The sequence below is a fragment of the Candidatus Nomurabacteria bacterium genome (assembly GCA_023898605.1).
Lineage (GTDB): Bacteria > Patescibacteriota > Minisyncoccia > Phycocordibacterales > UBA9973 > HK-STAS-PATE-34.
On sequence record CP060230.1, the window covers coordinates 259,479 to 282,648 of the forward strand.

Consider the following 23,170-nt stretch of genomic DNA (forward strand, 5'->3'; position numbering starts at 1 on the left):
ATTAATATATAAAAATATAAAATACTTGACCTTTTATTATTTTATGTTAAAATACAAAAGAATAATAAAAGAAAAAATGAAAAGACTGACCTTTGTATTACTGGTAAGTATTTTAATCTGTTCTTGTGGATCAACCATAACAGCTGTTGGAAACGGTGGTTTACCCAAGAACAAAAAGCGAGCTGCGCGAAAACAAATCAAATGCCCTCGTGTAGAGATGATCGACGCCATGAAATGGCGGACGGCGAGATACCTGCCGAAGCAGGATTTCGATCTCTTCGCAGAGGTGCCTTACGATTACGAATGGTATTACTAACCAGAACAACAAACCTAATAAAAGCCCTTGAAATCAGGGGCTTTTTTCTTTTCCCCCACCCTTGACTAATGACCATATTTCGTGTATAATATATAACGAAACAATTGAAAATTAAATGAAACAGGAAATTGATTTTATAGGGATTTTTGCTTCCATTGAGGAGTACTTCCCTGTATTCATTCTAGTCCTTGCTGTTGCACTAATTATCGTTTTTCTGGTCAGAAAAAACTTCTTGAAAAGAAGTCCTGGTAACAGAAACCGGCAGCAAAGAAAAAAACTAAACTGGAAGAAAATTTTCTCCAGTATTTCAAAACCATTCCGGTATCTTTTACAAAAAGCCACGAGTGCAAAAAACACGGTCGGCAAAAAGCTCAAAAACTTTCGAATGAAGGTTAGAGAGTATTTCAAAAAGATACAGGAAAAAAAGAAAAAAAGGAGAAAAGAAATGAAAGAAAGATTTTCACAAGCTTACCAAAACCGTATGAGGTTTTGGTGGCAACTGGGAACATTGGCCTTTCTTTTGGCCATGGTTTTTCTGACTTACCTCTTCAATGCAAAAGAGGTCATGTCCTACTTTGATCTTGGTCAATACCAGGATTGGTTTTTCACCGCCCTTTGTGCAATTGAAGTTGCAGTTCTTGCTGTATCTTTCAAACACGTAGGGGCTGAAGAAATCGGGGCGATATATTTCTTTGGAAAAGCTCTTGTTGAGCTTGATCGTGGCTACGGACTTGTTTTAGTAGTCCCGACATTCCAGTTATTAAAAGACCCCGGAGGAATAATCCAACTTCAACTCCCTGGAGAGCCGGAAAATGTCTTCAAAGGAAGTGATGATGAACCATTACCTTCCGGTCTTGCTCCAAATGGAAAAGAGTGGGTTAGACCGATCAGAATCACAACAGCATCTCCTAAAACATCCGAAGGAGCAGATGACTCATACAAAAATGAAGATTTGCACCAACAGATGACCATGCTTGCAAATGGTATTGTAAAATTCCGAATCAAAACCGGAAAATACCTATTCTTTAAGCAAAACATGGGCTCCATCGAAAAAGTCTCAAGACTTATCAGAGATGATGCCGAGGCTGTTTGGTCAATCGAATTTGCAAAAATGACACCGGCCATGATTCTGAAAAAAAGAAAAGAAATCGATCAGAAACTCAAAACCAAACTGGAGGAAACATTTTCCGTTCAGCCTGGTGAAGAGGACGATACTGACTCAGGGGTAGATATCCTTGAGTGTGTACTGCTCGAGCCAACGTTTCCAAAAAGAGTCTCCGAAGCACTTGCTAACAAAACACAAGCGACCATTGATAAACAAACAACGGTCACAAAGTCTGAAGGAGAAAGAGACGCCAGGAAAAACCAAGCAAAAGGTGACGCCGAATACGAAAGAAAAGTTGGTGAAGCCAAGAATGAGGTTTTAGAAAAGCAACTGGACATCGAAACCGGTGGAGACAAAACCAAAGCGGCAGAAGTAACTAAGGCAAAAGCTATCAGAGATTCTGATATCACAACCTTTGCCCCAGGTGGCGATGGTGGTGCAAGCATTTTAGTTGATAACCGTGGTAAATAAGGAGGACTAAATGGAAAATGTAATCAAGTTCATTCTGTTTTTCGTGGTTTTCTGGGTTGTCTACAGACGGCTCGTCAAAAAACCAATCTTCCCCTGGAAGATTGGTTCTGGATCGAGGTATTCAAGACCGAAGTTCAAGATTCCTGACATAACTGGAGGTATTATCATAGTGTTTGTCATCTTCTTTATCCTGTATGCTTTTATAAGCAGAGGACTCTCCACTATTGATAACGCAGTGAGCGTGAAAAGATCGGCCATAACTGAAATCAAGAAGCCAAAACCACCTTCTGTGGTGCCAGTAACGCTTAGTCCGAACACAAACCCGGTAGAAATCGAAATCGATGGAAATGGGTGGGAGTGTGATGGACATGGAAAGAGTTACGAAGTCTCAACAGACGGTAGTGATTGGGTATCCCTACCAAAAGAAAGGTACCACGACTTCCCGAGAAAGGTTGAAAAAGTAAGGCTAATGCTGCCCGAAGGTGCAACAGAAACCATAACGGTTGATGTTACTATCTATGACGGGCCAAAGCCCTGAAAAAACCACAAAGGCGGTGCAAATGCACCGCCTTTTTTAATACTTGACTTCTTAGATAAAGTATGATATTATATAAAGAAATCGAAAGCTATGAAAAATCTGATCTTTTTATTCACAATCTCTATTTTGGTGATTGTAGGAACGGGTTGTAATGATTGCAATACCTGTAATCTTCCTCCCAAAAACGGGGATGGACAATATGGTGATCCAACCATTGGAATGGACCAAGTCCTCTACGGAAGACTATTTGCAGATCCAGTGAGTCAAAGTTCCATATCGTTCACAGACCAATACAACAGGGTCTCAGTAGCGGAACACAACTCATACAATACATACCAAGATCTTCTGACCAGTTGCTACTACAACGGTTGGGAGAACGTGTCTATAACTGCAAGTCTGGTTGTACAAAGAGATCTGGACGGATTTGTAACAGACTACTATTACACTCTATCCGGAATATCACCGTAAGATTGTGAATGCAAAATTTTGAAAGCCGAGCTCACAATTATTGAGTTCGGCTTTTTACATTGACATATACTATACTATATGATATAATATAGAAAAACAACAAGATGAAAAAAGTTCTTTTAGCAATCATTGCCCTTTTGTCATCAACAGTGATATTTGCCCAAAAAGCAGATTCTCTGTATCTTGGCGAAACAATCATCGGCTTTATAGATGCTGAAATCCTCACAAATAATAATATGAAAATTCCAATTTTCGTTGGGATAAGTGATGGAAGTATCAAAACAGTGCTCGCTCAAACGAGCATTGAGGGCCGAGATAAAATAAAAGAAAGAAGTAAAAATCTCGGATACGGAGAATATCTGGAGATCAGAGCTACGTGGAGTCACGGATATCATTCATGGCTAACGGAAACCTGGATACCAGGAAAATATACGATATCAGTCGTAAAGCTCAAAAAAATTACTTGAAAAAAGGCCGGAATAATCCGGCCTTTTCTTTTTTATTTCTTAGGGAATCTGAACGTCACTTCCAACTGTATTAGCTATTATACGAAGTATGGTGAATACAGAAACCATAATAAACATTCCTATTATTCCCCAAAGCATATGATTCTTACCGTTTTTTCTGGCTTGATCTGTCTTGATCGCTATAAACTCTATAACTCCATACAGGAAAACTATAAGAGCAACAGCAAACATAAGTATGATAAGCGGGTTTATGATATACGCGTTTATCTTGCCCACTATCTCTTTGACAACTGCGGGTGGTTCACCTGCAGCATATGCTTTTGGGATAAAATTAATCATTCTTTAGAGATTAAAGAGTTGGAATTTCTACTCCTGGGATATCACCTTCTATAATTGTTCCTCCTTGATCTATCTCAAAAGTATTTGAGATAACTCTTATAAGACCAAACACTGCAAGAATTACAAACAATCCGATGATACCAGAAATCATAACGTTTCTTCCCTTTTCTTTTGTACCGTCGTCTTTTGCGATAACGAACTGGATAACTCCCCAGATAAACACGATTATCGCTATTGTGATAAGAAACGGAATTATAGCACCAACAATTTCAGCTATAGTGTTAAATATATCTCCAGCGTCTGTTCCACCTGTTTGAGCAAAAGCCAAAAACGGTGTCAAAGCTATAGAGATTGGTAATATTTTTTTCATAATAATTTATAAATTAAGAATTCTTATAAATAAACGAGTCTTATGAAAACTCTTGTTTACAAAGTGTATTATACCACAGTATGGGCTAGTATGTACCAGGGTCAGCTACAGGGAGTTGTGGAATAGCGTTTTGCTGACCAAATGTGTTTGAGAGCACTGCTACAAGCCCCCACACAGAAAGCATGACGAAGAGTGCAAATATTCCCCATAGTATATACTGAGCGCCCTCTTTTCTTTTTGAAGCGTTATCAGCATTTCTCATATACATAACAACTCCCCAGATAAACAATACTAGTGCAATAGCAAAAGCTAGAGGTACAAGAGCTTGAGTTATAAAACATATAACCCATATAACCAAACTTTTTAGATCTGTTAGTTCACTAGGACAAAAAGCGCTAGAAGAAGATTCTGAACCACTGGCTTCGAAAACAATATCTCCGGAGTCGCCAGATATGAAGATATCTGGACCAGGACCAGCAGCTAGAGCAAACGTCCCTACAAAAATTATGCTTAGCACCGCTATCGATATTAAGTTTTTATATATATTTCTTTTCATATTTTAACAAGTTACACCGGGTTTTAGACAATCTATAGTTCCTCCCAGAACCTCAGCAAGTGTCCATGCGCCGAGTATTATAGCCGCACCGATAAGAGTCCACATAAGCGCTTTCTTCGCCTTTTCAAGCTCAGCAGGCTTTCCTCTGGCTACCACAAACATAAATCCTGTGTAGATAACCATGAGTGTTATTATCGGAACCATTATAAATATAACAATATCCAGTATCTTGGATATAAGTACGGGTATAGAGTTTATCTCGTCTGAAAGTGGGTTGTTGAGTTGGAAATCTAGAGTTGCTGACTCTCCTGCACCAGAGGATCCTCCGTCTGGTCCACCACCAGACCCTCCATCTTGTGCAAAAGAAACTCCAGACAAAATCAAAAACCATGTCATTGATATTAGAACTATTTTTTTCAAAGATTTTTTGTTCACATTCATATTATAGTATTACCCTTCTAGATAAATCAATTCTGGATCAACACCTAGCATAGTCATGAGCGTATATATAGCTAGCCAAGCAGCAAGAGCTATAACAAGTCCCCACAATACATTCCAGAAAATCTTCTTGGCCTTCGAGACATTTCCAGGGTTTGACCCTGCTGTAAGGTATAGAAATCCGGCATACATAAACGCCAGCGCAGCAAGAGGCATAGCAATAGTAAATAGAAGAAAATCTATAACATTCTCCATTGTTCCTATAACAAATTCAAAGTTGCACGGATATTCTGGATTGCCATCAGCTCCATAACCACCGCAATGGACCAAGCCAACAGGCTCTGTTGTGTATGTTGTTTCTGCGTGAGCAAAACTACCAAAGAAAACGGTAGATATAACTGCCAACATTATAGAAAATAAAATTACTTTTTTCATACTTATATTTTATCTCAAAAGATTATCCAGGGCATCATTTGCTCTCTTGAGTGCACCTTCTGGTGAATAAAATCCTGTTGTTACGTCTTTGATCATGTTTTGGAATATTCCACTTGTAGATGTCGGATTTGGATCATACCAACTTCTCGCCAAAAGCGCTGATTGATAGAAAGAGTTTATATACGGATCTGCTGGAAGCGATGAAAGTAGATCTCTTCTAACTGGTATTGTTTTCAAAAAACTAGACAAAAGTGCAACCGAGTCAGAAGAAGACAGGTCTTGTGCTATGTAGAAAGCAGCGGTTCTTTGTGCTGTGTTTCTTGTTGTTGTGATTCCATATACACGCCCAAAAGTAAGATCATTAGAAGAAGACTCTAGTTGTGGTATACGAGTTACATCAAAGTTTAGGTTTGGGTTCTTGGCTCTTATGTCATAAACTTCGCTCGCGTATCCTATATACATAGCCAAGTTCCCTGCTATAAAATAATCTTTTGAATCAGGAAGAGATTTGCTCCAAGAAAAGTAATCGCTAGAAGGGTTAGAGAAGTCTGTATAGAACCTTATGATACTCGCTCCAGGAGATTCTCCGCCAGAAGTTGTAGCAGAAAGAGTACTGTAGTAACTACCGTCTGAATCACGAGTTACTATCTTGTTTCCTGTTTGTATAAAGAACATAGAAAGTATGTCCTTGGCATGAGTCACGTTGTCGTATTCTCCTAGAGATATAGCGCTTTTAGAAAGTATGCCTTGAGAAGTTTTTTCTGAAAGAGTTGGTACGATCTTGTAAAGATCTCCCCAAGTAGCCGGCGGAGAAACAATACCCGCAGAATTGAACATGTCTCTATTCCAATAAAGAACCAACGGGTCGATAGTAAGCGGGAATGCCATAACACCGTCATTTCCTAGAAATAGTTCTGCGCCTTCTACAAACGTATTTCTATAAGTTCTAAGTGGGTATGTATCAAAAGATGTTGTAAACGATTTGTTCAAATCTCGGAGAAGTGTATCGCTTGTAACCATAAACATATCTGGACCATTTCCCGAAGCAAGTGCCTCAGATAGATCTGCTCCAAATGTTGCGTAGTTTTTCTCTACATAAGAGATTGTCAGATTCTCGTACTTGGATTGTATAGGAGATATAACTTCCCTCATTGTAGAGCTTGGGAAAAATCCCCATATAACAACTTTTCCAGAAAGTGTATCGGCTTGGTTTTTACTACCCAAGTTTATAGCACCAGAAAAAATCATCACAGCGATTATGATTATAAAACCAAACGCTACAAGTAAAATTATTTGAAATGGTGATATTTTATTTGCTCCCATAATTATTGGCTTTTCAATATTATCCCATAGTGATGAGCACCTGCGTCAAACTCCTTTTCCACATTCATGCCAAATTTCATAAATAAATCTTTTGCATCTGTCTTTGTGAAAAGGTGATCCTTGTGTGGACCGATACCACCCCAAGAGTCTGTCCAATCTATAACAACTATTCTTCCGCCCTTTTTTAGTGTTCTAGTAGCTTCTTTTATTGCACCAAACTTATCTTCTACAAGAAACAATGTGTTTGCAAAAAAAACAAAATCTAGAAATCCATCGTTTATTTTTGTACCGTTTTTCTTCTCGATATCACCCCAGATAACTGTAGTGTTTTCGTATACACCTTCTTTGACTTCTTTCTCTAGCCTGTCACAAATACTTTTCTGCACATCGACAGCAAAAACTCTACCAGTAGTACCAACTATTGGTCCAAGAACTTTTGTAAAACCACCTGTCCCACATCCAAAGTCACCCACTTTGTGACCCTCGTGAACTTTTATTTCTTTCAACGCTTTTTTAGGATCTAGGAAATCTTGCATAGTCTTTATATTGTAGTGACAGAAGCGATAGCGTCTCCTGCTCTTAGTTTCATAATAGAAACTCCTTGAGTTTGTCTACCTAGGCTAGGTACTGATTCTAGTTTTACTCTGATCACTTGACCCTTTTTGCTCATAGCGATCATTTCTTCTTCATCTCTTACAACTCTACCTACAATTATCGGACCTGTTTTTTCTGTAACTTTTGCAGTTTTTACTCCTCCACCTCCACGCTTTTGTGCTTTGTATTCTGTGATCTTTGTTTTCTTTCCAAGACCGTTTTTACTCATAACTAGAAGCTCTGCATCTTTTTCGTTCTTTTCAACTACCACCGCACCGACAATCTCGTCTCCTTTCTTTAGACTCATGCCTTTTACTCCACCAGCTGCTCTACCCATTTCACGCAAATCTGTAGAACGGAATCTGATAGACATACCCTCGTGTGATACAAGTACGACGTCTTTGTCCTTGTCGACAGCTCTAACTGCAACTAGTTCATCGTCTTTTGCGAGTTTGATAGATATGATTCCGCTTCTTCTTACATCTTTGAAACTTTCTGCGCTAACCTTTTTACCGACTCCATTTTTTGTAATCATAACGAGTTCTGTTATGGCATCCTTCTTTCCTTTTTCTATTGGAAGAATAGAAGTGACTCTTTCTTCTCCATCGAGTGACAAGAAGTTCATTATAGATTTACCTTTTGTTGCACGCTTTCCTTCTGGCAAATCATACATCTTGATCTGGTAAGCCTTACCTCTGTTGGTGAAGAATAGTAGATCACTGTGCGTACTTGCCTGAACAAGCATAGTTACGAAATCTTCCTCTTTTGTTTCGAGATCTATAACTCCAACGCCACCTCTTTTCTGTGAGCGGTATTCACTAGGATCAGTTCTTTTTACATAACCACCTTGTGTAAATACCAAAACAGAATCTTTTTCTGGGATAAGATCTTCATCACTTATAGATTTGACTCCACCTTTTACAAGTTTTGTTCTTCTTTCGTCACCGTACTTTTCTTTTATTTCTACAAGTTCGTCTTCGATAGTTTTCAGAATCTTTTTTGGACTAGCCAAAAGCGCTTCGAGTTCTGCAATAAGTTTTTGTTTTTCTTTTAGTTCTTCTTCGACTTGCTTTCTTTCTAGACCTGCAAGCTTCTGAAGTCTCATATCTAAAATCGCGTCTGTTTGCAAATCTGAGAATTTGAATTCTTTCATCAACTTTACTTTTGCTTCAGATGCGTCTTTTGATCCTCGTATGATACTTATTATCTTGTCGATATGATCAAGAGCCTTCTTTAGTCCGAGAAGTATATGTTCTCTATCTTTTGCTTTCCTTAGATCAAACTCTGTTCTTCTTCTTACAACTTCTTTTCTGTGCTCTATGAAATTTTCAAGAAGTCCCTTTAGAGATAGAAGTTCTGGAGTACCTTTGACAAGAGCAAGCATATTGAAGTTGAAGTTTTGTTCTAGCTGAGTGTGCTTGTATAGATAATTCAAAACTTTCTGTGGGTGTGCGCCGCTCTTGAGGTCTATCACCACCTTTATATCTTTTGTAGACAGGTCACGTATGTCTTTGATACCTTCTATCTTCTTTTGCTGAACCAAATCAGCAATAGAGGTTATAAGGTTTGATTTCTTAACCTGAAAAGGTATAGAAGTTATAACGATTTGGAATTGTCCGGTTTTTACTTCTACAACTTCTGCCACACCACGAGTCACAATACCGCCTCTTCCTGTTCTGTATGCCTGCTCTATCTCTTTCTTGCCATAGATTATTCCACCAACTGGAAAATCTGGACCCTGTATAAACTCACATAGATCCTCTACGTTTGCATCTTTGTTATTTATGAGGTGAACTGTTGCATCTATAACTTCACTTAGATTGTGTGGTGGTATAGCAGTTGCCATACCCACAGCAATACCCATAGTTCCGTTTAGAAGAAGTGCTGGAACAGCCGCTGGTAAAACAGCCGGTTCTTTTCTAGATGCGTCATAGTTTGGTCTCCAGTCTACGGTATCTTTATCGAGATCTTTGAGCATCAAAGTAGCGATCTTTGTCATTCTTGCTTCTGTATAACGCATAGCAGCTGCTCCGTCTCCGTCGATAGAACCGAAGTTACCTTGTCCAAGAACAAGCGGATATCTATAAGAAAAATCTTGTGCCATGTTCACCATCGAATCATAAACAGCAGTATCTCCATGAGGGTGATACTTTCCGAGAACGTCTCCAACTACTGCTGCAGACTTCTTGGGTTTAGATGTAGGAGAAAGACTCATCTCGTTCATAGCATATAGAATTCTTCTATGAACGGGCTTCAAACCATCTCTTACGTCTGGAAGAGCACGAGAAGTTATAACGCTCATAGCATAAGAAATATAAGACTCCTGCATCTCTTCTACTATAGACTTTGGCACTACTGAAGAAGCGAGAACTAGTCCCCCTTCATCTTTCTTGTTATCGTCGTTTTTCTCTACTTTTTTCTTTGGCATATATACTTACTCTTATTATATCAAATTATTGTCCTCCTTCTGTATTGAGAGATCTCTGCTCTACAAAATCGTACTGACTAACTGTTCCTGTTTGTGTTGTGTCAGAAGCACTATCTATAGAGTTTGAACCTAGTGCGTCATAAACACTTTGCGAATCATCTTGCCCAGAAAGTGGTGTGCTCTTCAATATGTTTCCAACAACAGAACTTATCATCTTGAGTGGACCACTGCCTTCCTTTTCTGTTTTTGCAGTATAAGTCGATTCTTGCTTTTCTTTTGCATAAGTTCCAAAAGAAAGATCCAAAACCCAGCCCATAAACAGTAGTACGAAACAAACTCCCATAACTATATAAGTTATACGCTGTTTTACGTGATCAGGTTTTGATCTAAGTTTTTGAACAAGCGATTTCATTTCTCTAAGACTTCTTTATAACTATAATATCTCCCTTGCTTGCGTAGACATCCTTTTTCTTGATAGTTAGTTTGTCTACTGTCTCTTTTGGAGCTCCGATTTTTTTGACGAACTTTTCCAAATCTTCTGGAGAATAATCTACCGGTACAACAATCGGTGGTTCTACTTGAAAATATATTTTTTCTGCTTCGTCTACACCATAACCATCTCCTCCAGAAAGTGGCAAGAATAATATATCGACTCCACCTAGAACTTCTCTAACTTTTGAAGTAAAAGATTCTTTGTCTATTGGTCCTAAAACTCCTAGATTTATATCTTCTACAACAAATCTAAAGCAAGTATTCTTGTATCTTTTCTTGTCTATGTTAGTTATCGTGTGGGCTCCAACTATTTCTGTGCCGCCTATCTCGTATTCTCCAGCCGATCTTATAACAAAAGGTTCTTTGTCCCCGTATACAGCTTCTTCTATACCATTGTAGTCTGGGTGTGGAGTTGTGCTTATAACTATATCTGAACCAAATTTTGAGCCAGAATTCTTGTCTCCTTTCTTGGAAACAGGGTCAACACAAATGACCAAATCACCATACTGAACCTTGAGGTTTTGCTTCCCAAAATAGCTTATTATCATAAGGATAATATTACCATTTTTGGCCCAAAATACCTACTTGCAAGGCCACACATCTTGTGGTAATGTTGGGACATTATTAGTGTGTTACAAAAGCCATACGGATAACCGTTTCTGAGCGACCAAAAACAAAAAATTAGCTCAAAACACCCGTAAGGAAGTAGCCGCAATAGCGGTATTTTTAATTTCATGACAACAATCGCAGAAGAAAAGACAATTTTTGTAGAAAAAGAAGCTCCATTTCCAGATGTAGATATGCTTGTTGAAGGACCAGTTATAGCTATAGAGAAAAATGCTCTTTATATAGATCTTGCTCCATTTGGAACAGGAGTTATATATGGTAGAGAGTTCAACAACGCAAAAGAGCTTATCAAGAAAGCAAACATTGGCGACAGTATAAAAGTAAAAGTTATAGAGAAAGAAAACGAAGATGGTTACATCGAAGTTTCTCTAAAGGAAGCGAAACAAGCTCTAGTATGGAGCGAGGCAGAAAAAGCCATAAAGAACAAAACAAAGTTCGATCTAGCTGTTACCGAAGCAAACAAAGGTGGACTTATAATCGACTGGCAAGGTATGCAAGGTTTCCTACCTGCTTCACAACTTACTCCAGAAAATTATCCTAGAGTAGAAGATTCAGACAAAGACAAGATCTTCAAAGAATTGAAGAAGCTTGTGGGTCAGAAACTTTCTGTAAGCATCATCTCTATCTCTCCAAAAGAAGGAAAACTTATATTCTCTGAAAAAGAAGATGGTGATGAAAAAAGAGAAGGTATGGTTTCAAAATACTCTGTTGGAGACGAAGTAGAAACTACAGTTGCTGGAATCGTAGATTTCGGAGTATTCCTAAAACTAGAAGATAACCTAGAAGGTCTAGTACACATTTCTGAGATCGACTGGGGTCTAGTAGAAGATCCTCACCAGCTTTACAAGATTGGTGATAGCGTAAAAGCAAAAATAATCGAAATCAAAGATGGCAAAGTTTCTCTTTCTATCAAACAACTAAAAGAAAACCCTTGGAAAGAATTTGAAGATAAGATCAAGAAAGGAGACATAATAAAGGGAGTTGTTATCAAGTTCAACAAACACGGTGCTCTTGTTTCTATAAAACCTGGAGTTGCAGGACTAGTCCACAACTCTATGTTTGGTAGCGAAGAAGCGCTAAGAGAAAAATTGGAACTTGGAAAAACATATCCATTCCAAATAACTCTGTTCGAACCAAAAGAACAAAAGATGACTCTTGCTTTCGTAGAAGACGCAAAGTAATCACAAAAATAAAAACCAGAGATTCAAATCTCTGGTTTTTATTTTGCTGAGTTTAGTTCTGTAGTGGCGATCTCGGGACCTCGCTTTATAAACGTTTCTATTCCAGAAGAAATACGGTCAGTTATTTCTCCAGTTACCTTCTTTCTACCGCCTAGAGAAAAATCTCCCAAAACGTGTCTCACTACTCTTTCTTTTCCAACAGGTTTTCTCATTTTGCCAAAGATATTTTTTGGAGAAATCCCAACTCTTATACGATAAAACTTCTGAGTTTTTATTTCGTCTTCGATAGACTTTATACCGTTGTGTCCACCACTACCTCGATCGAAAGAAAACTTAATCTCTCCAAAAGGTATGTCTAGATCGTCGTACACAACAATAAGCTTGTCGTTTTGTGGATCAAAATTTTTCGACAATGCTCTTCCAGAAGTATTCATAAACTCGTCATATATCAAAAAAGTTACATCACTGCCAGAAAAACTACCGCGGGATTCTTCGGCTTTTGTGTATTTGTTTTTTTTCCAAGAAGGAAAGTTCCATTTTTGTCTGAGTGACTCTACAATCATGCGTCCAACATTGTGACGATTGTTTTTGTATTTCTCTCCGGTGTTACCAAGTCCAAAAATAAATATCATACAAACAATTATATCAAAAGAGAAAATATATTCCAGATTGTGTCAATGGTCCGTGCGTGTTATTATATTACTTATAAATTATGGATGAATACCAAAGAGAAGATTTAACACCTAAAAAAAGAAAGAATCCTATTGCTTCTTTCTTTGAACTTTTTAGATATACACTTATTGCACTCGCAATAGTTTTCGTTGTGAGAACATACATCGCTCAACCGTTTATAGTAGATGGATCTTCTATGTACCCTACCTTCGAAGACAAGCAGTACCTTATCGTAGACGAGATAAGTTATAGATTTGAAGATCCACAAAGGGGTGATGTCATAATCTTCCGCTACCCAAAGAACCCTTCTGCTTTCTACATAAAAAGAGTTATAGGTCTTCCAGGAGAAACTGTAACAATTATAAGTGGAAAAGTTATGATAAAGAATTCTGAATATCCAGATGGATTCTATATCGAAGAACCATACATAAACGAAATGGATCTAAACGACAACCTAACTCGTATCTTGGAAGAAGATGAATATTTTGTTATGGGAGACAATAGAAACTTTAGTAGCGATTCAAGACATTGGGGCAATGTACCAAGAGAAAACATAGTTGGAACACCATTATTTAGATTGTTCCCTGTCGACAGCATTTCGATAAAACCAGGAGATTATGAAGTATTAACATTAGAAAACTAATATGAGTCCAAAACAAAAAACAGTCAAAGAAGCAAAATCACCAAAAGGAATGAGAGATTTGATCGGTGATGAATATTATAAGTTCCAAGGATTTTTTGAGAAAGCACAAGAAGTTGCAATATACTACGGCTTTTCTCCTATCGAAACTCCGATACTAGAAAACGAAGAAATATTTACAACAACAATAGGAGAAGGAACAGATATCATCGACAAAGAAATGTACACACTAAAAACAAAAGGTGGAACAAAGCTTGCGATGAGACCAGAAAAAACCGCTGGTGTCGTGCGTTCATATATAGAGAACGGCATGGGTGCAAAACCGCAACCAGTTATGGTGTACCAATACGGGCCAAGCTTCAGACACGACAACCCACAAGCAGGAAGATGGAGACAGTTTTACCAATTTGATCTAGATGCAATAGGAAGTGACAAAAGTATAATAGACGCTCTTATAATAAAAACTGTTTATACAATAATCAAAGAAGCTGGTGGAGAAGATATAAACATAGACATAAACTCAATCGGTGACAAAGAATGTAGAAACCAATACGTAAAAGAGTTGACCTCTTATTATAGAAAGCATGTAAACGCTCTTCCTGCAGTAGACAGAGAAAGACTAAAGACAAATCCGCTCAGAATACTAGACTCAAAAGATCCAAAAACTATGGAGATAAACCAAAACGCTCCAGACGCAGTTTCTCACCTATGTAGCGCTTGTAAAAAACACTTCAAAGAAGTTCTAGAATATCTAGAAGAACTTGGTATTCCTTATAGAATAAACAAAAACCTAGTTAGAGGTTTGTCATACTACACAAGAACAGTTTTCGAAGTAACAGTTTCAGAAGAAAACGAACAAGGTGAAGTAACAGAGATCTCTATTGCTGGTGGTGGAAGATATGATTACCTTGCAAAAAATCTAGGTTCAAAAAAAGATGTTCCTGCTGTCGGTGCAGCAATAGGAGTAGATAGAGTTATAGCTCAACCTTGGTCCAAAGATCTTTCTCCTAGAAATGTTAAAAAACCAAAAGTTTCATTTATCCAAATCGGAAACGATGCAAAACTAAAAGCACTAGTTGTGATAGAAATGCTAAGACAAGCAAAAGTTCCTGTTTATCAATCTATCTCCAAAGATAGCTTGTCTACACAACTTGGTATAACAGAAAAAATGGGCATACCGTATGCTCTTATCCTCGGACAAAAAGAGGCGTTAGATGGAACAGTTATCGTAAGAAACATGGAAAACAGATCACAAGAAATAGTAAAACTAGATGATCTACCTTCACACATAAAAGCTCTAAAATAATACTCTTATGACAAAGATAGTCCAAGAGCCACATAAAGTACTGAGAGAAAAAGCAGAAGAGGTCAAAAAAGATGAGTTCGGGAAAAAACCGCTTTTGAATCTTGTAGCAAAGATGAAAGACTCTCTGGCAGAAGAGTTTGATGGCGTCGGACTAGCAGCACCACAGATAGGCGTTTCAAAAAGGATTTTTATTGTTCCTGGATTTGCAGTCAAAGAAGACTCTGATCTAGTTTGTATCAACCCAAAAATAACAAAAAAATCCAAAGATAAAAAATGGATGGACGAGGGTTGCCTCTCTGTCAGATGGAAATATGGAAAAGTAGAAAGATACACCAAGGTAACTCTCGAAGCATATGACGAATACGGAAACAAATTCCAACGTGGTGCGAGTGGACTACTAGCCCATATATTCCAACACGAAACAGACCACCTAAACGGAGTGTTGTTTGTAGACAAAGCAAAGGACGTAGAAGAAATGGATGAAAAACAAATAGAAGAATACAAAAAACTTCATGGAGTTAACTAAAAAAATAATTTTCTGGGGTACACCAGAAATAGCAAAAAACACACTACAAAAACTAGTCGAGGAAGGATTCGACGTAGCACTTGTTATAACAGGATTAGACAAACCAGTTGGTAGAAAACAAATCATGACAGAATCTCCAGTCAAAACATATGCCCTATCCAAAAACATAAAAGTCTTGCAACCCGAAAAAATAAATGACGCATTTCTGGAAGAGGTCCGTTCTATAGGAGAGTTTGACCTATCTATTGTCGTAGCTTACGGAAAAATAATCCCGCAATCTGCGATAGATCTACCAAAACTCGGGACTATCAATGTTCACTATTCCCTGCTTCCACGCTGGAGAGGCGCCTCACCCGTCGAGGCTAGTATATTGGGAGGAGACGAAACGACTGGCGTCACAATACAAAAGATGGCTCTCAAGATGGACACCGGTGACATCATAAAAAAAGAAGAAGTAACTATAGGACAAAAAGAAAACAAAGTAGATCTAAAGAAAAGACTCGAAGAAATCGGTGCAGAAAAACTTGTCGAAATACTTCCTGACATATTTTCAGAAAAAATAACTCTAGAAAAACAAGATGAGGAACTCGCAACATATTGCAAAAAGATAAACAAAGAAGACGGAGATATAACACAAGAAACTAACGACGAAATAAAGTGGCGAAAATACAGAGCATTTATAGACTGGCCTAGAACATATTTCTTTGCCGAAAAAGGTGAAAGAAAAATCCGCGTTATTGTTACAAACGCGGACTTTGTAGACGGGAAATTTGTTATCAAAAATGTTTTACCCGAAGGCAAGAAAGAAACTACTTGGGAAAACTTTTCTAAAAACTAGTCTTCGTATTTGCTTGTCATCGGATTTCTCCTTGTAAGACCTTTCATCATTTTCTTTACACTTCTTGCTCCTCTTCGGAAAAGATTCTTGTCTCTTTCTTTTGATCTTTTTATTTCTCTTGTTAGGCTTGCTTCAGCTTCATCGATTGCAGAATAAAGGTCTGGCTTTTCTGAAAAAGCGTAGAAACTTTTTCCAAAAACAAATGTTCTAAACTCTGCTCTAAAAACATCACCATCTTTGTGGTTATTCTTGGCAAGTTCTACAGCGACATCGATACTTTCTCCAGCGCTATATTTCTCTAGGCTGGATAGTTTTTTGTTTGTGTGATCTACAAGGTGTTCGACTAGTTCTAGATTTGTAGCTTTGATGTTTGTATTTACCATAGAGAAAATATTTAGTTAGTTTTATATGACTCTATTATAGCACACCTTGAATACCGTGAATTAACAGGGTTTTGCTCGTATCTTTGTGCCCTTTTACAATAATCACGTTCTTCTCCTCTACTCCATAATACTCCGAGAGTAGCTCTACAAGCCTCCTGTTGGCCCTGCCGCCCTCTCTTTTCTCCTTTATGGACACAACTAGCCTGCCGGTCTTTGTGACCTCTATAGACTCATTTTTGGAGCTAGAAATAACCTTTACTTTGACTTCCATAGAGATATTTTAGCATATTGCAAAATCTCATTTTTTTGGTACTATCTCTATACATCTATGAGAAAACACTTACCGATTGAAAGTGCATAGATTCATATTCCGCGGTACCCGCCAGAATGACTTCATGTCGGGCTGGGCTCAGCTTGCTGAGCGTACCGCGAGATAAAACATATTCCGCGGTAGCTCAGCGGTAGAGCAACCGGCTGTGAAATACACTTACAAATCTTATATAATCAAAACATGGTTAAAAAAGATTTGAGGAAATATTCCGACCGTCGTGAGTACCTTATAAAGAAAGTGTCAGAAAGAAGAAAGCTTCTTTTAGACAAAACGATAGAATACAAAGGTGGCAAATGTATTGTTTGTAAACACAACAAATGCAAGCGCGCACTAGTTTTTCATCACTTGAACCCAAAAGAAAAATCTTTTGGTATTTCTTCAAAAGGTATAACGAGATCGTGGTCTAGTTTACAAAAAGAATTAGACAAATGCGTTCTCTTGTGTGCAAATTGTCACGCAGAAGTACATGACGGTATAACGCAGCTTCCTATCGAAAGATAGGTTGAAAACGAGGTGAATTCGGGGAAGCCCTTCGTGGGTAATCCCGAGCCAATCCTTCGCCTAAGGCTTCGGATTGCAAAGCAGGCCCTAAATTATTAGGAAGCATGCCTTGCCGTAGCTTTGTCGAAGGCAGGTGTAGAGACTATCCTTTATGGAGTAGCCCCAATCAAAAAAATATTTTGATCGGGTCGAAGCGCCTCGCACCCTAGTCATATTGACGGGTGATGATATAGTCCATCCCTATTAGAAATTTTAGGATAAGTGTAACCGGTGGGTCGCAGGTTCGATCCCTGCCCGCGGAGCCCTTCCTCCCTTTGGTCGTCAGGGTCTTTGACCATGACAAATATACTGAAGGAAGGCACTGATGATACTGAGAGAGAATACATCGAAGTAGAAGAAGTGCTATGATGTAAATATGTATCATGTTTATATACTTGAATGTAAAGATGGTTCTTTTTATGTCGGATCAACAAATAACCTAGAAAAAAGAATAAAAGAACATAATACTTCTAAAAATGGCGCCCACTATACAAAAATACGCAGGCCAGTTATCTTAAAATATTCAGAAACATTTGAAACATTAAAAGAGGCTCGTAAAAGAGAGTCGGAAATAAAGGGCTGGAGAAGAGAAAAGAAAATAAACTTATTTAAATAAAAAATTGCTCTTTTTTCGCATGTTTCAGAACTTTCAAAGATTTCTTTTACTCTGCGAGCGACAGAAAGTACTGTAGCTACAGTGATTTGATACTCATAATCAGCATTTGTATGCTCTGATAATTCAATTTCCAAAAGTTGTATTTTGTCGTGATACTCTTGATGCTTTTTATTATAGATATCCTTAGTAATACACAAGTTCATCTTCGTGAGAAAAGTCTATCTTATTCATTACTTTAGTTTACATACCTATTATGATATAATCAACGTATGGCTAAGAAAACTCCACAATCACAAAAGGTTACTTTTACAGCAAAGAAGGTCGTCAAAGAGCCGACTGTGGTTTCTTTCAATACAAAACAAGGTCGAGTAAGTTTTACTGCTCGGGTAAATGTTGAGAAGCCAGTGCAAGTCAGCTTCAAGGCAAAGAATAAAAAATGAAACTCTACCTAGATACAAACGTTATTCGAGATTACCTCGAAAATAGAAATACAAACTCTATACAGCTATTGGAGCTTGCCAGACATAAGGGGTGGGAGTGTGTTACGTCTGCCTTTACGATGATGGAAGTTGCGGACCTTGAACAAGATAGTATCTTCTTTCAAAAAACGGTCATACGTAAAAAATGGGATGCTGATAAGTTCTTGCGAGAACGCAGACAAAAAGAACTTACAGATAGCGATTATCAAGACCTTGAAGAATATCTGGACGTAGTACCTGTACGTCTACCTTTTTTGACTTTCTTCAACTTGAGCGAAGACGGTTGGCAAATAGCACAATATATTGCTTCGCACTCTGTTTTATCGGCAGTTGATACCATACACCTAGCAACGGCATACTCTGCGAAAAGCGACATTGTAGTTACAAACGATAGTGGCTTCATAAAGCACGGAAATAAGATACTGGAAAAGAGTAAGCGAGCAGGACAGATAGCAATCTGTTTGCCAGAGAAGGTTGAAGAAACGGCACAAAAACTAGGCATGACTACCTAGGGGTATGCCAACAAACTTGAGGCCCTGTAACATTTTGCCATTCTATAGTTCGGAATGCGTCCAGCGAGTCCTTCCTCCCTTTGGTCGTCAGGATCTTTGACCATGACAAATATACTGAAGGAAGGCACTGACATGTCTTTTGTCTCTTTTGCAAAAATTTAAATGGTACCTCGGAGCCCTTAATTTGACTTTTATACTATTTTATGTTATCATATAGGTATAGTGGTTCTTTAAGGTATTTGGTTATTTATTGCTGGTTTTGTTGAGTTTTCCCTGCTCCTTACGGGATTAGAGAGAACTCAATAATTTCTAAAAATTAAATAATCTAGATATGGGGGGAAAAAATTTTAATAAAAACCATCCTGAAAGATTGGATGATGAAGTTTTTATCACAAACGCTACTGATAAGTTTGATTTTGAAGAACACAGATCAAGCTACGATGCTGTTGGCTGGAAAACCAAACGCAGAGGTGATGTATCCTACGACATAGATGGTAAACCATTGGGACAAAGATGGCCTGGGTCATTCCCTGTTTTTGCGAAGATTGCTGAAATCGAAAAATCTGAAAACGGGAAAGAAATTCTGAAAAGACTTCTTCCTTGACGAAACAATCCCGCCAGTACGGAAACCCGTCGCTGAGCGGGTTTTCTTTTTATTTAGTTTGAAGTGCCACTATCGGAAACACCTCAAAAATCTTAAAAACTTCCAATTCCCTTTTAATAGCATCCCAATTCAGAGTGGTGCCTGTCCGCCTCTGGCGGGAACCTGCCTTTGCCGGCATGCAGGCTTGTCTACTAGATGGAGCTAGCTATTGACACTCAACAGAATATATTATAATGTAATACCAATTACGGTTATTTCACATTGTATTTGATTGGTTTTCAGAGAAGATTTTGTCTTTTGTGATAACCAATTAAATATAGAAGATATGAAAAGTTTAATTGATAAAATTAAAGGAACATTTATTTCGGCTCAAGAATTATTTGATACATTCAAAGCTTTACAGCTTATGTCATCAGAAGATTTAATTGCCTTTTGGCAAACCATACAATTTACAATAGAGACCGAGGAAGCAAAATTAACATCCGATGATAAAAAGAAAATCGGATACATTGAAAAAGTAATTGTGGAAAATATGGTAAATCTTTCCAAAGACGAACCTTCTCTTAAAGAAAAGTTTTATCAGATGGTTCTTGTAAGGGACAAGAAAAGAGACCCAATAGGAATGAGTAAATTGTTTGGAGCTAATTCAGACTACGAAAGTTCCTTAAGTGAAAAATTAAAATAAATCCACTTTGTGGTAGAAACTTCTACCGCTTGGTGGATTTTTCTTTTTATTAGTTCTGAAGTGCCACCATCGGAAACATCTCAAAAATCTTAGAAAACTCTAACTCTTTTTAATAGCAACCCGATTCAGGGTTCTGAACTCGTCCACTAGAGGAAGCCATTAAAATCACTTTGTAAAACGAGGTGATTTTTTGATACCCAAATAGGGTTCAGAACTTTTATAATAAAAAGAACACTTCTTGCGAAATGTTCTTATTACTAATTTTTCAAATCACTACTAAGGTTGCTAGCAAAACGCCTTATGGCAGGTATTACATCGTGTCCAGTTAGATGTCGTAGTAGGTATAAAAAGTTTTGCGTATCTTTGTTGTTATCACAAAAACTTTCCAAACCATTTACAAGAGCATCTACTTTACGCGAAGTATCCCAAGCAGATAAGTTTACTTCTTTTATATCAACCGTAAGTGAAGGCATTAAAGTTTCAATACTCGCTATGTCTTCATACTTTCTAATGAGCCTCTCAACACTGTTAAGATTTTCATCAGTGGCGGGCATTTTCAAAGATTGTAGATACATCCAACAAGTAATTTGCCAAAAAAGTTCTTTAATAAAGTTCTCAGAGTATTCGTACTCTTCGGGTGCTTCAACCGAACTTTTATAGAAAAGGTTTTCTTGTTTTCGTAATGCAAACAACCATTTTACAAACTGTTCTGTAGATGTAACTACTGAAGTGTCTGTACCAAGTAGTAATTTTCGTATTTTTTCTCTCATAGAACAATGATTTATTAAAACATAATATATCATAAATTATGTATTTGTAAATAGGTATATAAGTTGCGAGTTCTGAAGTGTTACCACCGGAACCACCTCAAAAATCTTAAAAATTCCAATTCCCTTTTAATTGCAGTCCAATTCAGAGTGGCGCCTGTCCGCCTCTGGCGGGAACCTGCCTTTGCCGGCAGGCAGGCTTGTACAACAGAGGGAGCCAAAAAAATATTCTATTTCTGCTATAATGTACTTACACAAGAATCCTTGCACAATTGTATAAGTAGGTGTATAATATGTCTATCACTATGAAAGAGACCCTTGTGTGGATTCGTCCACATTGGGGGCTTTTTCTTTTCAGGCTCTGGTAGAAAATTTATGGTACAAATCGTTTAGAAAAGTGATTTCTATATTCTTGTTTCGTATTAAAATAGAACATTTATTTTCATCTGGAGACAAAACTCCGATGATAGCATTATTGTCTTTAAGAAATTCTACAAGACATCCAAAATCTCCGTCTCCTGTAATTAAAATACATTTATCAAAAGATTTAGTGTAGAAATCAGAGACCGTTTTCAGTACTAATTCTGCATCACAATTCCCTTTGATTTTCTCTCCTACTGACACCGTTTGTTTAAAGACCAAAATATAACCACAGCTTTGTAAATGTTCATAGAATTTAACTCTTTCTGGTACCAAGCCGATGAAAAGATAAACATTGCTAGCATTATATTTCTGTCTAAGCCATCCCCTCAATTTCTTGTAATCAAGATTAAAACCAAGTTCTTTAGCAGAGCGGTATAAATTATTACCATCTATATAAATATTGGTTTTCATAATTTATATAATACCACTTATATATTATTTTCTAAAACCACTTTCGAATATACTCTCGCGCCTGTCCGCCTCTGGCGGGAACCTGCCTTTGTCGGCAGGCAGGCTTGTCCAGTGGAAAGATTTTAAAAATTAAAAATAGACAAAAAATATGCTATTATAAAAATAAGGTTGGACTTATGTACCGTAAAATAAAGCCAATAGTACCAAGGTATCTACTGGACCCCTCAACCCGTCGCGCCGCAAGGCTACTAACGACGGGTTTTCTTCTGCTATAATACCCTCATGCAAAAAATAGCCACAAAAATATTTATTTATTCATCTATCACTTTTGGTATAGTTGGCATAACTCTAGTTGCCATAGGTGGTATGGATGGTGAATCTACAGCATTTAGCGAGGTCCTGATACGACTACTACAAGCCACTATATTTATCATCCTTCCCTCTTTTGCCCTCAGTCTCGCTGGCAAATACCTAAACGGGAAGATATAACGAGCGACAAATAGCGTTTTTATCTGTGTAGCAAAATAGATATAAATGTACTATACTAATTTAACGAAAAAAGATTAATATAATTCAAAAACAATATGGGAAAAAGACCAAACTCACTTAGACCACACAAGAAGTCAAAAGGATCTCCAAAAACAAAAAAACGACTTGAAATAAAGAAAGAGATGCTTGCTTCTAGAAAAAAGAAAAGCGCGAAAAAATAAACAAAAACCCCGCCACGGCGGGGTTTTTTCATGATATTATTAGATCAATTAGAATAATCACAAAAATTTATGCAAAACAAACAAGCAGGTTTTATAAAAGTTTTTATATTTGCAATACTTGGTTTCTTACTGGTGGCACTACTAGTCAAAGACAAAGATGGCAATAATCTCATCAAGCAAGTGACAACGGGTGGCTTCTCTGCCAACAAAGACAAGGTGGACGAAAGCGTCCAAGGATACAAAGACCTCCAAGCACAAAGAGATCAACAGTTTCAAGACCTATTGGAAGAATAAAATGAATATAGAAAAAAACGACATCGATATACTAAAGCATGTAGAATCTCTGACAGAAAAGATAAACGATTCTATGGAAAAACAAGGCAAGAAGGTTTTCGAAAGATATCCCGTGACCTTTGGGATACTCATACTCTCTGGAGTGATAATGGTTAGCGAGGGAGTAAAGATCATACTCGGAAACCTAGGTCTTTTCGACAATAGCCCCTATGTTGTACTAGGTGTTGGCATACTTATACTTGTGATAACTGGAAGCTTGTATAGAAAGTTAAATAAATAAAACAG

The 23,170-nt window shown here is 37.6% G+C and carries 34 protein-coding genes; 19 read left to right on the forward strand and 15 right to left on the reverse strand.

Going from position 1 to position 23,170, the window contains the following annotated elements:
• Positions 1 to 43 precede the first annotated feature (43 nt).
• The 5 genes from H6791_01435 (at position 44) to H6791_01455 (ending at position 3,365) form a co-directional block, all read left to right on the forward strand.
• Complete coding sequence (locus H6791_01435) at positions 44 to 316, forward strand: hypothetical protein (GenBank protein ID USN95069.1); 273 nt, start codon at positions 44 to 46, stop codon at positions 314 to 316.
• 115 nt (positions 317 to 431) lie between these two features.
• The gene (locus tag H6791_01440) at positions 432 to 1,892 is read left to right on the forward strand and encodes a hypothetical protein (GenBank protein ID USN95070.1); all 1,461 of its coding nucleotides are present in this window, start codon (positions 432 to 434) and stop codon (positions 1,890 to 1,892) included.
• A gap of 10 nt (positions 1,893 to 1,902) precedes the next feature.
• Complete coding sequence (locus H6791_01445; protein USN95071.1) at positions 1,903 to 2,430, forward strand: hypothetical protein; 528 nt, start codon at positions 1,903 to 1,905, stop codon at positions 2,428 to 2,430.
• Between the two features lie 90 nt (positions 2,431 to 2,520).
• Positions 2,521 to 2,898, forward strand: coding sequence for a hypothetical protein (locus H6791_01450; protein USN95072.1), 378 nt, complete (start codon positions 2,521 to 2,523; stop codon positions 2,896 to 2,898).
• Positions 2,899 to 3,134: 236 nt separating this feature from the next.
• A complete protein-coding gene (locus H6791_01455; protein USN95073.1) occupies positions 3,135 to 3,365 on the forward strand; it encodes a hypothetical protein in 231 nt (76 codons plus the stop codon).
• A 39-nt stretch (positions 3,366 to 3,404) separates the two neighbouring features.
• Here H6791_01455 and H6791_01460 read toward each other — a convergent pair whose 3' ends face one another.
• The 10 genes from H6791_01460 to H6791_01505 all read right to left on the reverse strand — a co-directional run bounded on the left by H6791_01460 (position 3,405) and on the right by H6791_01505 (position 10,888).
• Positions 3,405 to 3,704 carry a hypothetical protein gene (locus tag H6791_01460; protein USN95074.1) on the reverse strand — a complete coding sequence of 100 codons (300 nt, stop codon included), beginning with the start codon at positions 3,702 to 3,704 and terminating at the stop codon, positions 3,405 to 3,407.
• Positions 3,705 to 3,714: 10 nt separating this feature from the next.
• On the reverse strand, positions 3,715 to 4,074 hold the full coding sequence (locus H6791_01465; protein USN95075.1) for a hypothetical protein: 360 nt from the start codon (positions 4,072 to 4,074) through the stop codon (positions 3,715 to 3,717).
• 85 nt (positions 4,075 to 4,159) lie between these two features.
• Complete coding sequence (locus tag H6791_01470) at positions 4,160 to 4,630, reverse strand: hypothetical protein (GenBank protein USN95076.1); 471 nt, start codon at positions 4,628 to 4,630, stop codon at positions 4,160 to 4,162.
• 3 nt (positions 4,631 to 4,633) lie between these two features.
• Positions 4,634 to 5,071, reverse strand: coding sequence for a hypothetical protein (locus H6791_01475; GenBank protein USN95077.1), 438 nt, complete (start codon positions 5,069 to 5,071; stop codon positions 4,634 to 4,636).
• A 9-nt stretch (positions 5,072 to 5,080) separates the two neighbouring features.
• Entirely contained in the window at positions 5,081 to 5,503 is a 423-nt protein-coding gene (locus H6791_01480; protein ID USN95078.1) for a hypothetical protein, read from the reverse strand.
• A gap of 9 nt (positions 5,504 to 5,512) precedes the next feature.
• A complete protein-coding gene (locus H6791_01485) occupies positions 5,513 to 6,826 on the reverse strand; it encodes an extracellular solute-binding protein (GenBank protein ID USN95079.1) in 1,314 nt (437 codons plus the stop codon).
• Between the two features lie 2 nt (positions 6,827 to 6,828).
• On the reverse strand, positions 6,829 to 7,362 hold the full coding sequence (locus H6791_01490) for a methyltransferase domain-containing protein (GenBank protein ID USN95080.1): 534 nt from the start codon (positions 7,360 to 7,362) through the stop codon (positions 6,829 to 6,831).
• A 5-nt stretch (positions 7,363 to 7,367) separates the two neighbouring features.
• The gene (gyrA, locus tag H6791_01495; protein ID USN95081.1) at positions 7,368 to 9,848 is read right to left on the reverse strand and encodes a DNA gyrase subunit A; all 2,481 of its coding nucleotides are present in this window, start codon (positions 9,846 to 9,848) and stop codon (positions 7,368 to 7,370) included.
• Between the two features lie 25 nt (positions 9,849 to 9,873).
• The gene (locus tag H6791_01500; GenBank protein USN95082.1) at positions 9,874 to 10,260 is read right to left on the reverse strand and encodes a hypothetical protein; all 387 of its coding nucleotides are present in this window, start codon (positions 10,258 to 10,260) and stop codon (positions 9,874 to 9,876) included.
• A 4-nt stretch (positions 10,261 to 10,264) separates the two neighbouring features.
• On the reverse strand, positions 10,265 to 10,888 hold the full coding sequence (locus tag H6791_01505) for an MBL fold metallo-hydrolase (GenBank protein USN95083.1): 624 nt from the start codon (positions 10,886 to 10,888) through the stop codon (positions 10,265 to 10,267).
• A gap of 186 nt (positions 10,889 to 11,074) precedes the next feature.
• Here H6791_01505 and H6791_01510 point away from each other — a divergent pair, with 186 nt between their 5' ends.
• Entirely contained in the window at positions 11,075 to 12,148 is a 1,074-nt protein-coding gene (locus H6791_01510) for a S1 RNA-binding domain-containing protein (GenBank protein ID USN95084.1), read from the forward strand.
• Positions 12,149 to 12,186: 38 nt separating this feature from the next.
• Here H6791_01510 and H6791_01515 read toward each other — a convergent pair whose 3' ends face one another.
• Positions 12,187 to 12,780 carry a peptidyl-tRNA hydrolase gene (locus H6791_01515; protein ID USN95085.1) on the reverse strand — a complete coding sequence of 198 codons (594 nt, stop codon included), beginning with the start codon at positions 12,778 to 12,780 and terminating at the stop codon, positions 12,187 to 12,189.
• Between the two features lie 80 nt (positions 12,781 to 12,860).
• Between H6791_01515 and lepB the strand changes: the two genes are divergently transcribed.
• From lepB to H6791_01535, 4 genes are read left to right on the forward strand one after another with little or no spacing between them, the layout of a single operon-like run.
• Positions 12,861 to 13,463 carry a signal peptidase I gene (gene lepB, locus H6791_01520; protein USN95086.1) on the forward strand — a complete coding sequence of 201 codons (603 nt, stop codon included), beginning with the start codon at positions 12,861 to 12,863 and terminating at the stop codon, positions 13,461 to 13,463.
• A gap of 1 nt (position 13,464) precedes the next feature.
• Positions 13,465 to 14,766, forward strand: coding sequence for a histidine--tRNA ligase (locus tag H6791_01525; GenBank protein ID USN95087.1), 1,302 nt, complete (start codon positions 13,465 to 13,467; stop codon positions 14,764 to 14,766).
• A 7-nt stretch (positions 14,767 to 14,773) separates the two neighbouring features.
• Positions 14,774 to 15,292, forward strand: a complete 519-nt coding sequence (gene def, locus H6791_01530) for a peptide deformylase (protein USN95088.1) — start codon at positions 14,774 to 14,776, stop codon at positions 15,290 to 15,292.
• On the forward strand, positions 15,279 to 16,130 hold the full coding sequence (locus H6791_01535; protein USN95089.1) for a methionyl-tRNA formyltransferase: 852 nt from the start codon (positions 15,279 to 15,281) through the stop codon (positions 16,128 to 16,130). Before def ends, H6791_01535 begins: the two co-directional genes overlap by 14 nt.
• Here H6791_01535 and raiA read toward each other — a convergent pair.
• Complete coding sequence (gene raiA / locus H6791_01540; protein USN95090.1) at positions 16,127 to 16,513, reverse strand: ribosome-associated translation inhibitor RaiA; 387 nt, start codon at positions 16,511 to 16,513, stop codon at positions 16,127 to 16,129. The genes H6791_01535 and raiA overlap by 4 nt on opposite strands.
• A 34-nt stretch (positions 16,514 to 16,547) precedes the next feature.
• The gene (locus H6791_01545) at positions 16,548 to 16,784 is read right to left on the reverse strand and encodes a DUF167 domain-containing protein (GenBank protein USN95091.1); all 237 of its coding nucleotides are present in this window, start codon (positions 16,782 to 16,784) and stop codon (positions 16,548 to 16,550) included.
• Positions 16,785 to 17,024: 240 nt separating this feature from the next.
• Between H6791_01545 and H6791_01550 the strand changes: the two genes are divergently transcribed.
• The 6 genes from H6791_01550 to H6791_01575 all read left to right on the forward strand — a co-directional run bounded on the left by H6791_01550 (position 17,025) and on the right by H6791_01575 (position 20,280).
• Positions 17,025 to 17,345, forward strand: a complete 321-nt coding sequence (locus tag H6791_01550) for a hypothetical protein (GenBank protein USN95092.1) — start codon at positions 17,025 to 17,027, stop codon at positions 17,343 to 17,345.
• A gap of 415 nt (positions 17,346 to 17,760) precedes the next feature.
• Positions 17,761 to 18,000 carry a GIY-YIG nuclease family protein gene (locus H6791_01555; protein USN95093.1) on the forward strand — a complete coding sequence of 80 codons (240 nt, stop codon included), beginning with the start codon at positions 17,761 to 17,763 and terminating at the stop codon, positions 17,998 to 18,000.
• Between the two features lie 269 nt (positions 18,001 to 18,269).
• Complete coding sequence (locus H6791_01560) at positions 18,270 to 18,440, forward strand: hypothetical protein (protein ID USN95094.1); 171 nt, start codon at positions 18,270 to 18,272, stop codon at positions 18,438 to 18,440.
• Positions 18,437 to 18,991 (forward strand): PIN domain-containing protein, encoded by a 555-nt coding sequence (locus H6791_01565; protein USN95095.1) that lies wholly within the window; start codon positions 18,437 to 18,439, stop codon positions 18,989 to 18,991. The genes H6791_01560 and H6791_01565 overlap by 4 nt, the downstream gene beginning before the upstream one ends.
• 331 nt (positions 18,992 to 19,322) lie before the next feature.
• The gene (locus H6791_01570; GenBank protein USN95096.1) at positions 19,323 to 19,595 is read left to right on the forward strand and encodes a hypothetical protein; all 273 of its coding nucleotides are present in this window, start codon (positions 19,323 to 19,325) and stop codon (positions 19,593 to 19,595) included.
• Between the two features lie 325 nt (positions 19,596 to 19,920).
• Positions 19,921 to 20,280, forward strand: coding sequence for a hypothetical protein (locus tag H6791_01575; GenBank protein USN95097.1), 360 nt, complete (start codon positions 19,921 to 19,923; stop codon positions 20,278 to 20,280).
• Positions 20,281 to 20,537: 257 nt separating this feature from the next.
• On the opposite strand, the gene H6791_01580 is transcribed toward H6791_01575, so the two are convergent.
• Together H6791_01580 and H6791_01585 are read right to left on the reverse strand one after the other, a co-directional pair.
• Positions 20,538 to 21,050: a hypothetical protein gene (locus H6791_01580; GenBank protein ID USN95098.1), complete on the reverse strand. Its 513-nt coding sequence runs from the start codon at positions 21,048 to 21,050 to the stop codon at positions 20,538 to 20,540.
• A gap of 351 nt (positions 21,051 to 21,401) precedes the next feature.
• A complete protein-coding gene (locus H6791_01585; protein ID USN95099.1) occupies positions 21,402 to 21,881 on the reverse strand; it encodes an NYN domain-containing protein in 480 nt (159 codons plus the stop codon).
• A 282-nt stretch (positions 21,882 to 22,163) separates the two neighbouring features.
• Here H6791_01585 and H6791_01590 point away from each other — a divergent pair, with 282 nt between their 5' ends.
• From H6791_01590 to H6791_01600, 3 genes are all read left to right on the forward strand, one after another.
• On the forward strand, positions 22,164 to 22,370 hold the full coding sequence (locus tag H6791_01590; protein USN95100.1) for a hypothetical protein: 207 nt from the start codon (positions 22,164 to 22,166) through the stop codon (positions 22,368 to 22,370).
• A gap of 290 nt (positions 22,371 to 22,660) precedes the next feature.
• Complete coding sequence (locus H6791_01595) at positions 22,661 to 22,885, forward strand: hypothetical protein (protein ID USN95101.1); 225 nt, start codon at positions 22,661 to 22,663, stop codon at positions 22,883 to 22,885.
• 1 nt (position 22,886) lies between these two features.
• The gene (locus tag H6791_01600; protein USN95102.1) at positions 22,887 to 23,165 is read left to right on the forward strand and encodes a hypothetical protein; all 279 of its coding nucleotides are present in this window, start codon (positions 22,887 to 22,889) and stop codon (positions 23,163 to 23,165) included.
• Positions 23,166 to 23,170 lie beyond the last annotated feature (5 nt).

Coding starts and splice junctions, on each gene's coding strand:
- H6791_01435 (USN95069.1), top strand. CDS start 44: ATGTTAAAATACAAAAGAATAATAAAAGAAAAAATGAAAAGACTGACC.
- H6791_01440 (USN95070.1), top strand. CDS start 432: ATGAAACAGGAAATTGATTTTATAGGGATTTTTGCTTCCATTGAGGAG.
- H6791_01445 (USN95071.1), top strand. CDS start 1,903: ATGGAAAATGTAATCAAGTTCATTCTGTTTTTCGTGGTTTTCTGGGTT.
- H6791_01450 (USN95072.1), top strand. CDS start 2,521: ATGAAAAATCTGATCTTTTTATTCACAATCTCTATTTTGGTGATTGTA.
- H6791_01455 (USN95073.1), top strand. CDS start 3,135: ATGAAAATTCCAATTTTCGTTGGGATAAGTGATGGAAGTATCAAAACA.
- H6791_01460 (USN95074.1), bottom strand. CDS start 3,704: ATGATTAATTTTATCCCAAAAGCATATGCTGCAGGTGAACCACCCGCA.
- H6791_01465 (USN95075.1), bottom strand. CDS start 4,074: ATGAAAAAAATATTACCAATCTCTATAGCTTTGACACCGTTTTTGGCT.
- H6791_01470 (USN95076.1), bottom strand. CDS start 4,630: ATGAAAAGAAATATATATAAAAACTTAATATCGATAGCGGTGCTAAGC.
- H6791_01475 (USN95077.1), bottom strand. CDS start 5,071: ATGAATGTGAACAAAAAATCTTTGAAAAAAATAGTTCTAATATCAATG.
- H6791_01480 (USN95078.1), bottom strand. CDS start 5,503: ATGAAAAAAGTAATTTTATTTTCTATAATGTTGGCAGTTATATCTACC.
- H6791_01485 (USN95079.1), bottom strand. CDS start 6,826: ATGGGAGCAAATAAAATATCACCATTTCAAATAATTTTACTTGTAGCG.
- H6791_01490 (USN95080.1), bottom strand. CDS start 7,362: ATGCAAGATTTCCTAGATCCTAAAAAAGCGTTGAAAGAAATAAAAGTT.
- gyrA (USN95081.1), bottom strand. CDS start 9,848: ATGCCAAAGAAAAAAGTAGAGAAAAACGACGATAACAAGAAAGATGAA.
- H6791_01500 (USN95082.1), bottom strand. CDS start 10,260: ATGAAATCGCTTGTTCAAAAACTTAGATCAAAACCTGATCACGTAAAA.
- H6791_01505 (USN95083.1), bottom strand. CDS start 10,888: ATGATAATAAGCTATTTTGGGAAGCAAAACCTCAAGGTTCAGTATGGT.
- H6791_01510 (USN95084.1), top strand. CDS start 11,075: ATGACAACAATCGCAGAAGAAAAGACAATTTTTGTAGAAAAAGAAGCT.
- H6791_01515 (USN95085.1), bottom strand. CDS start 12,780: ATGATATTTATTTTTGGACTTGGTAACACCGGAGAGAAATACAAAAAC.
- lepB (USN95086.1), top strand. CDS start 12,861: ATGGATGAATACCAAAGAGAAGATTTAACACCTAAAAAAAGAAAGAAT.
- H6791_01525 (USN95087.1), top strand. CDS start 13,465: ATGAGTCCAAAACAAAAAACAGTCAAAGAAGCAAAATCACCAAAAGGA.
- def (USN95088.1), top strand. CDS start 14,774: ATGACAAAGATAGTCCAAGAGCCACATAAAGTACTGAGAGAAAAAGCA.
- H6791_01535 (USN95089.1), top strand. CDS start 15,279: ATGGAGTTAACTAAAAAAATAATTTTCTGGGGTACACCAGAAATAGCA.
- raiA (USN95090.1), bottom strand. CDS start 16,513: ATGGTAAATACAAACATCAAAGCTACAAATCTAGAACTAGTCGAACAC.
- H6791_01545 (USN95091.1), bottom strand. CDS start 16,784: ATGGAAGTCAAAGTAAAGGTTATTTCTAGCTCCAAAAATGAGTCTATA.
- H6791_01550 (USN95092.1), top strand. CDS start 17,025: ATGGTTAAAAAAGATTTGAGGAAATATTCCGACCGTCGTGAGTACCTT.
- H6791_01555 (USN95093.1), top strand. CDS start 17,761: ATGTATCATGTTTATATACTTGAATGTAAAGATGGTTCTTTTTATGTC.
- H6791_01560 (USN95094.1), top strand. CDS start 18,270: ATGGCTAAGAAAACTCCACAATCACAAAAGGTTACTTTTACAGCAAAG.
- H6791_01565 (USN95095.1), top strand. CDS start 18,437: ATGAAACTCTACCTAGATACAAACGTTATTCGAGATTACCTCGAAAAT.
- H6791_01570 (USN95096.1), top strand. CDS start 19,323: ATGGGGGGAAAAAATTTTAATAAAAACCATCCTGAAAGATTGGATGAT.
- H6791_01575 (USN95097.1), top strand. CDS start 19,921: ATGAAAAGTTTAATTGATAAAATTAAAGGAACATTTATTTCGGCTCAA.
- H6791_01580 (USN95098.1), bottom strand. CDS start 21,050: ATGAGAGAAAAAATACGAAAATTACTACTTGGTACAGACACTTCAGTA.
- H6791_01585 (USN95099.1), bottom strand. CDS start 21,881: ATGAAAACCAATATTTATATAGATGGTAATAATTTATACCGCTCTGCT.
- H6791_01590 (USN95100.1), top strand. CDS start 22,164: ATGCAAAAAATAGCCACAAAAATATTTATTTATTCATCTATCACTTTT.
- H6791_01595 (USN95101.1), top strand. CDS start 22,661: ATGCAAAACAAACAAGCAGGTTTTATAAAAGTTTTTATATTTGCAATA.
- H6791_01600 (USN95102.1), top strand. CDS start 22,887: ATGAATATAGAAAAAAACGACATCGATATACTAAAGCATGTAGAATCT.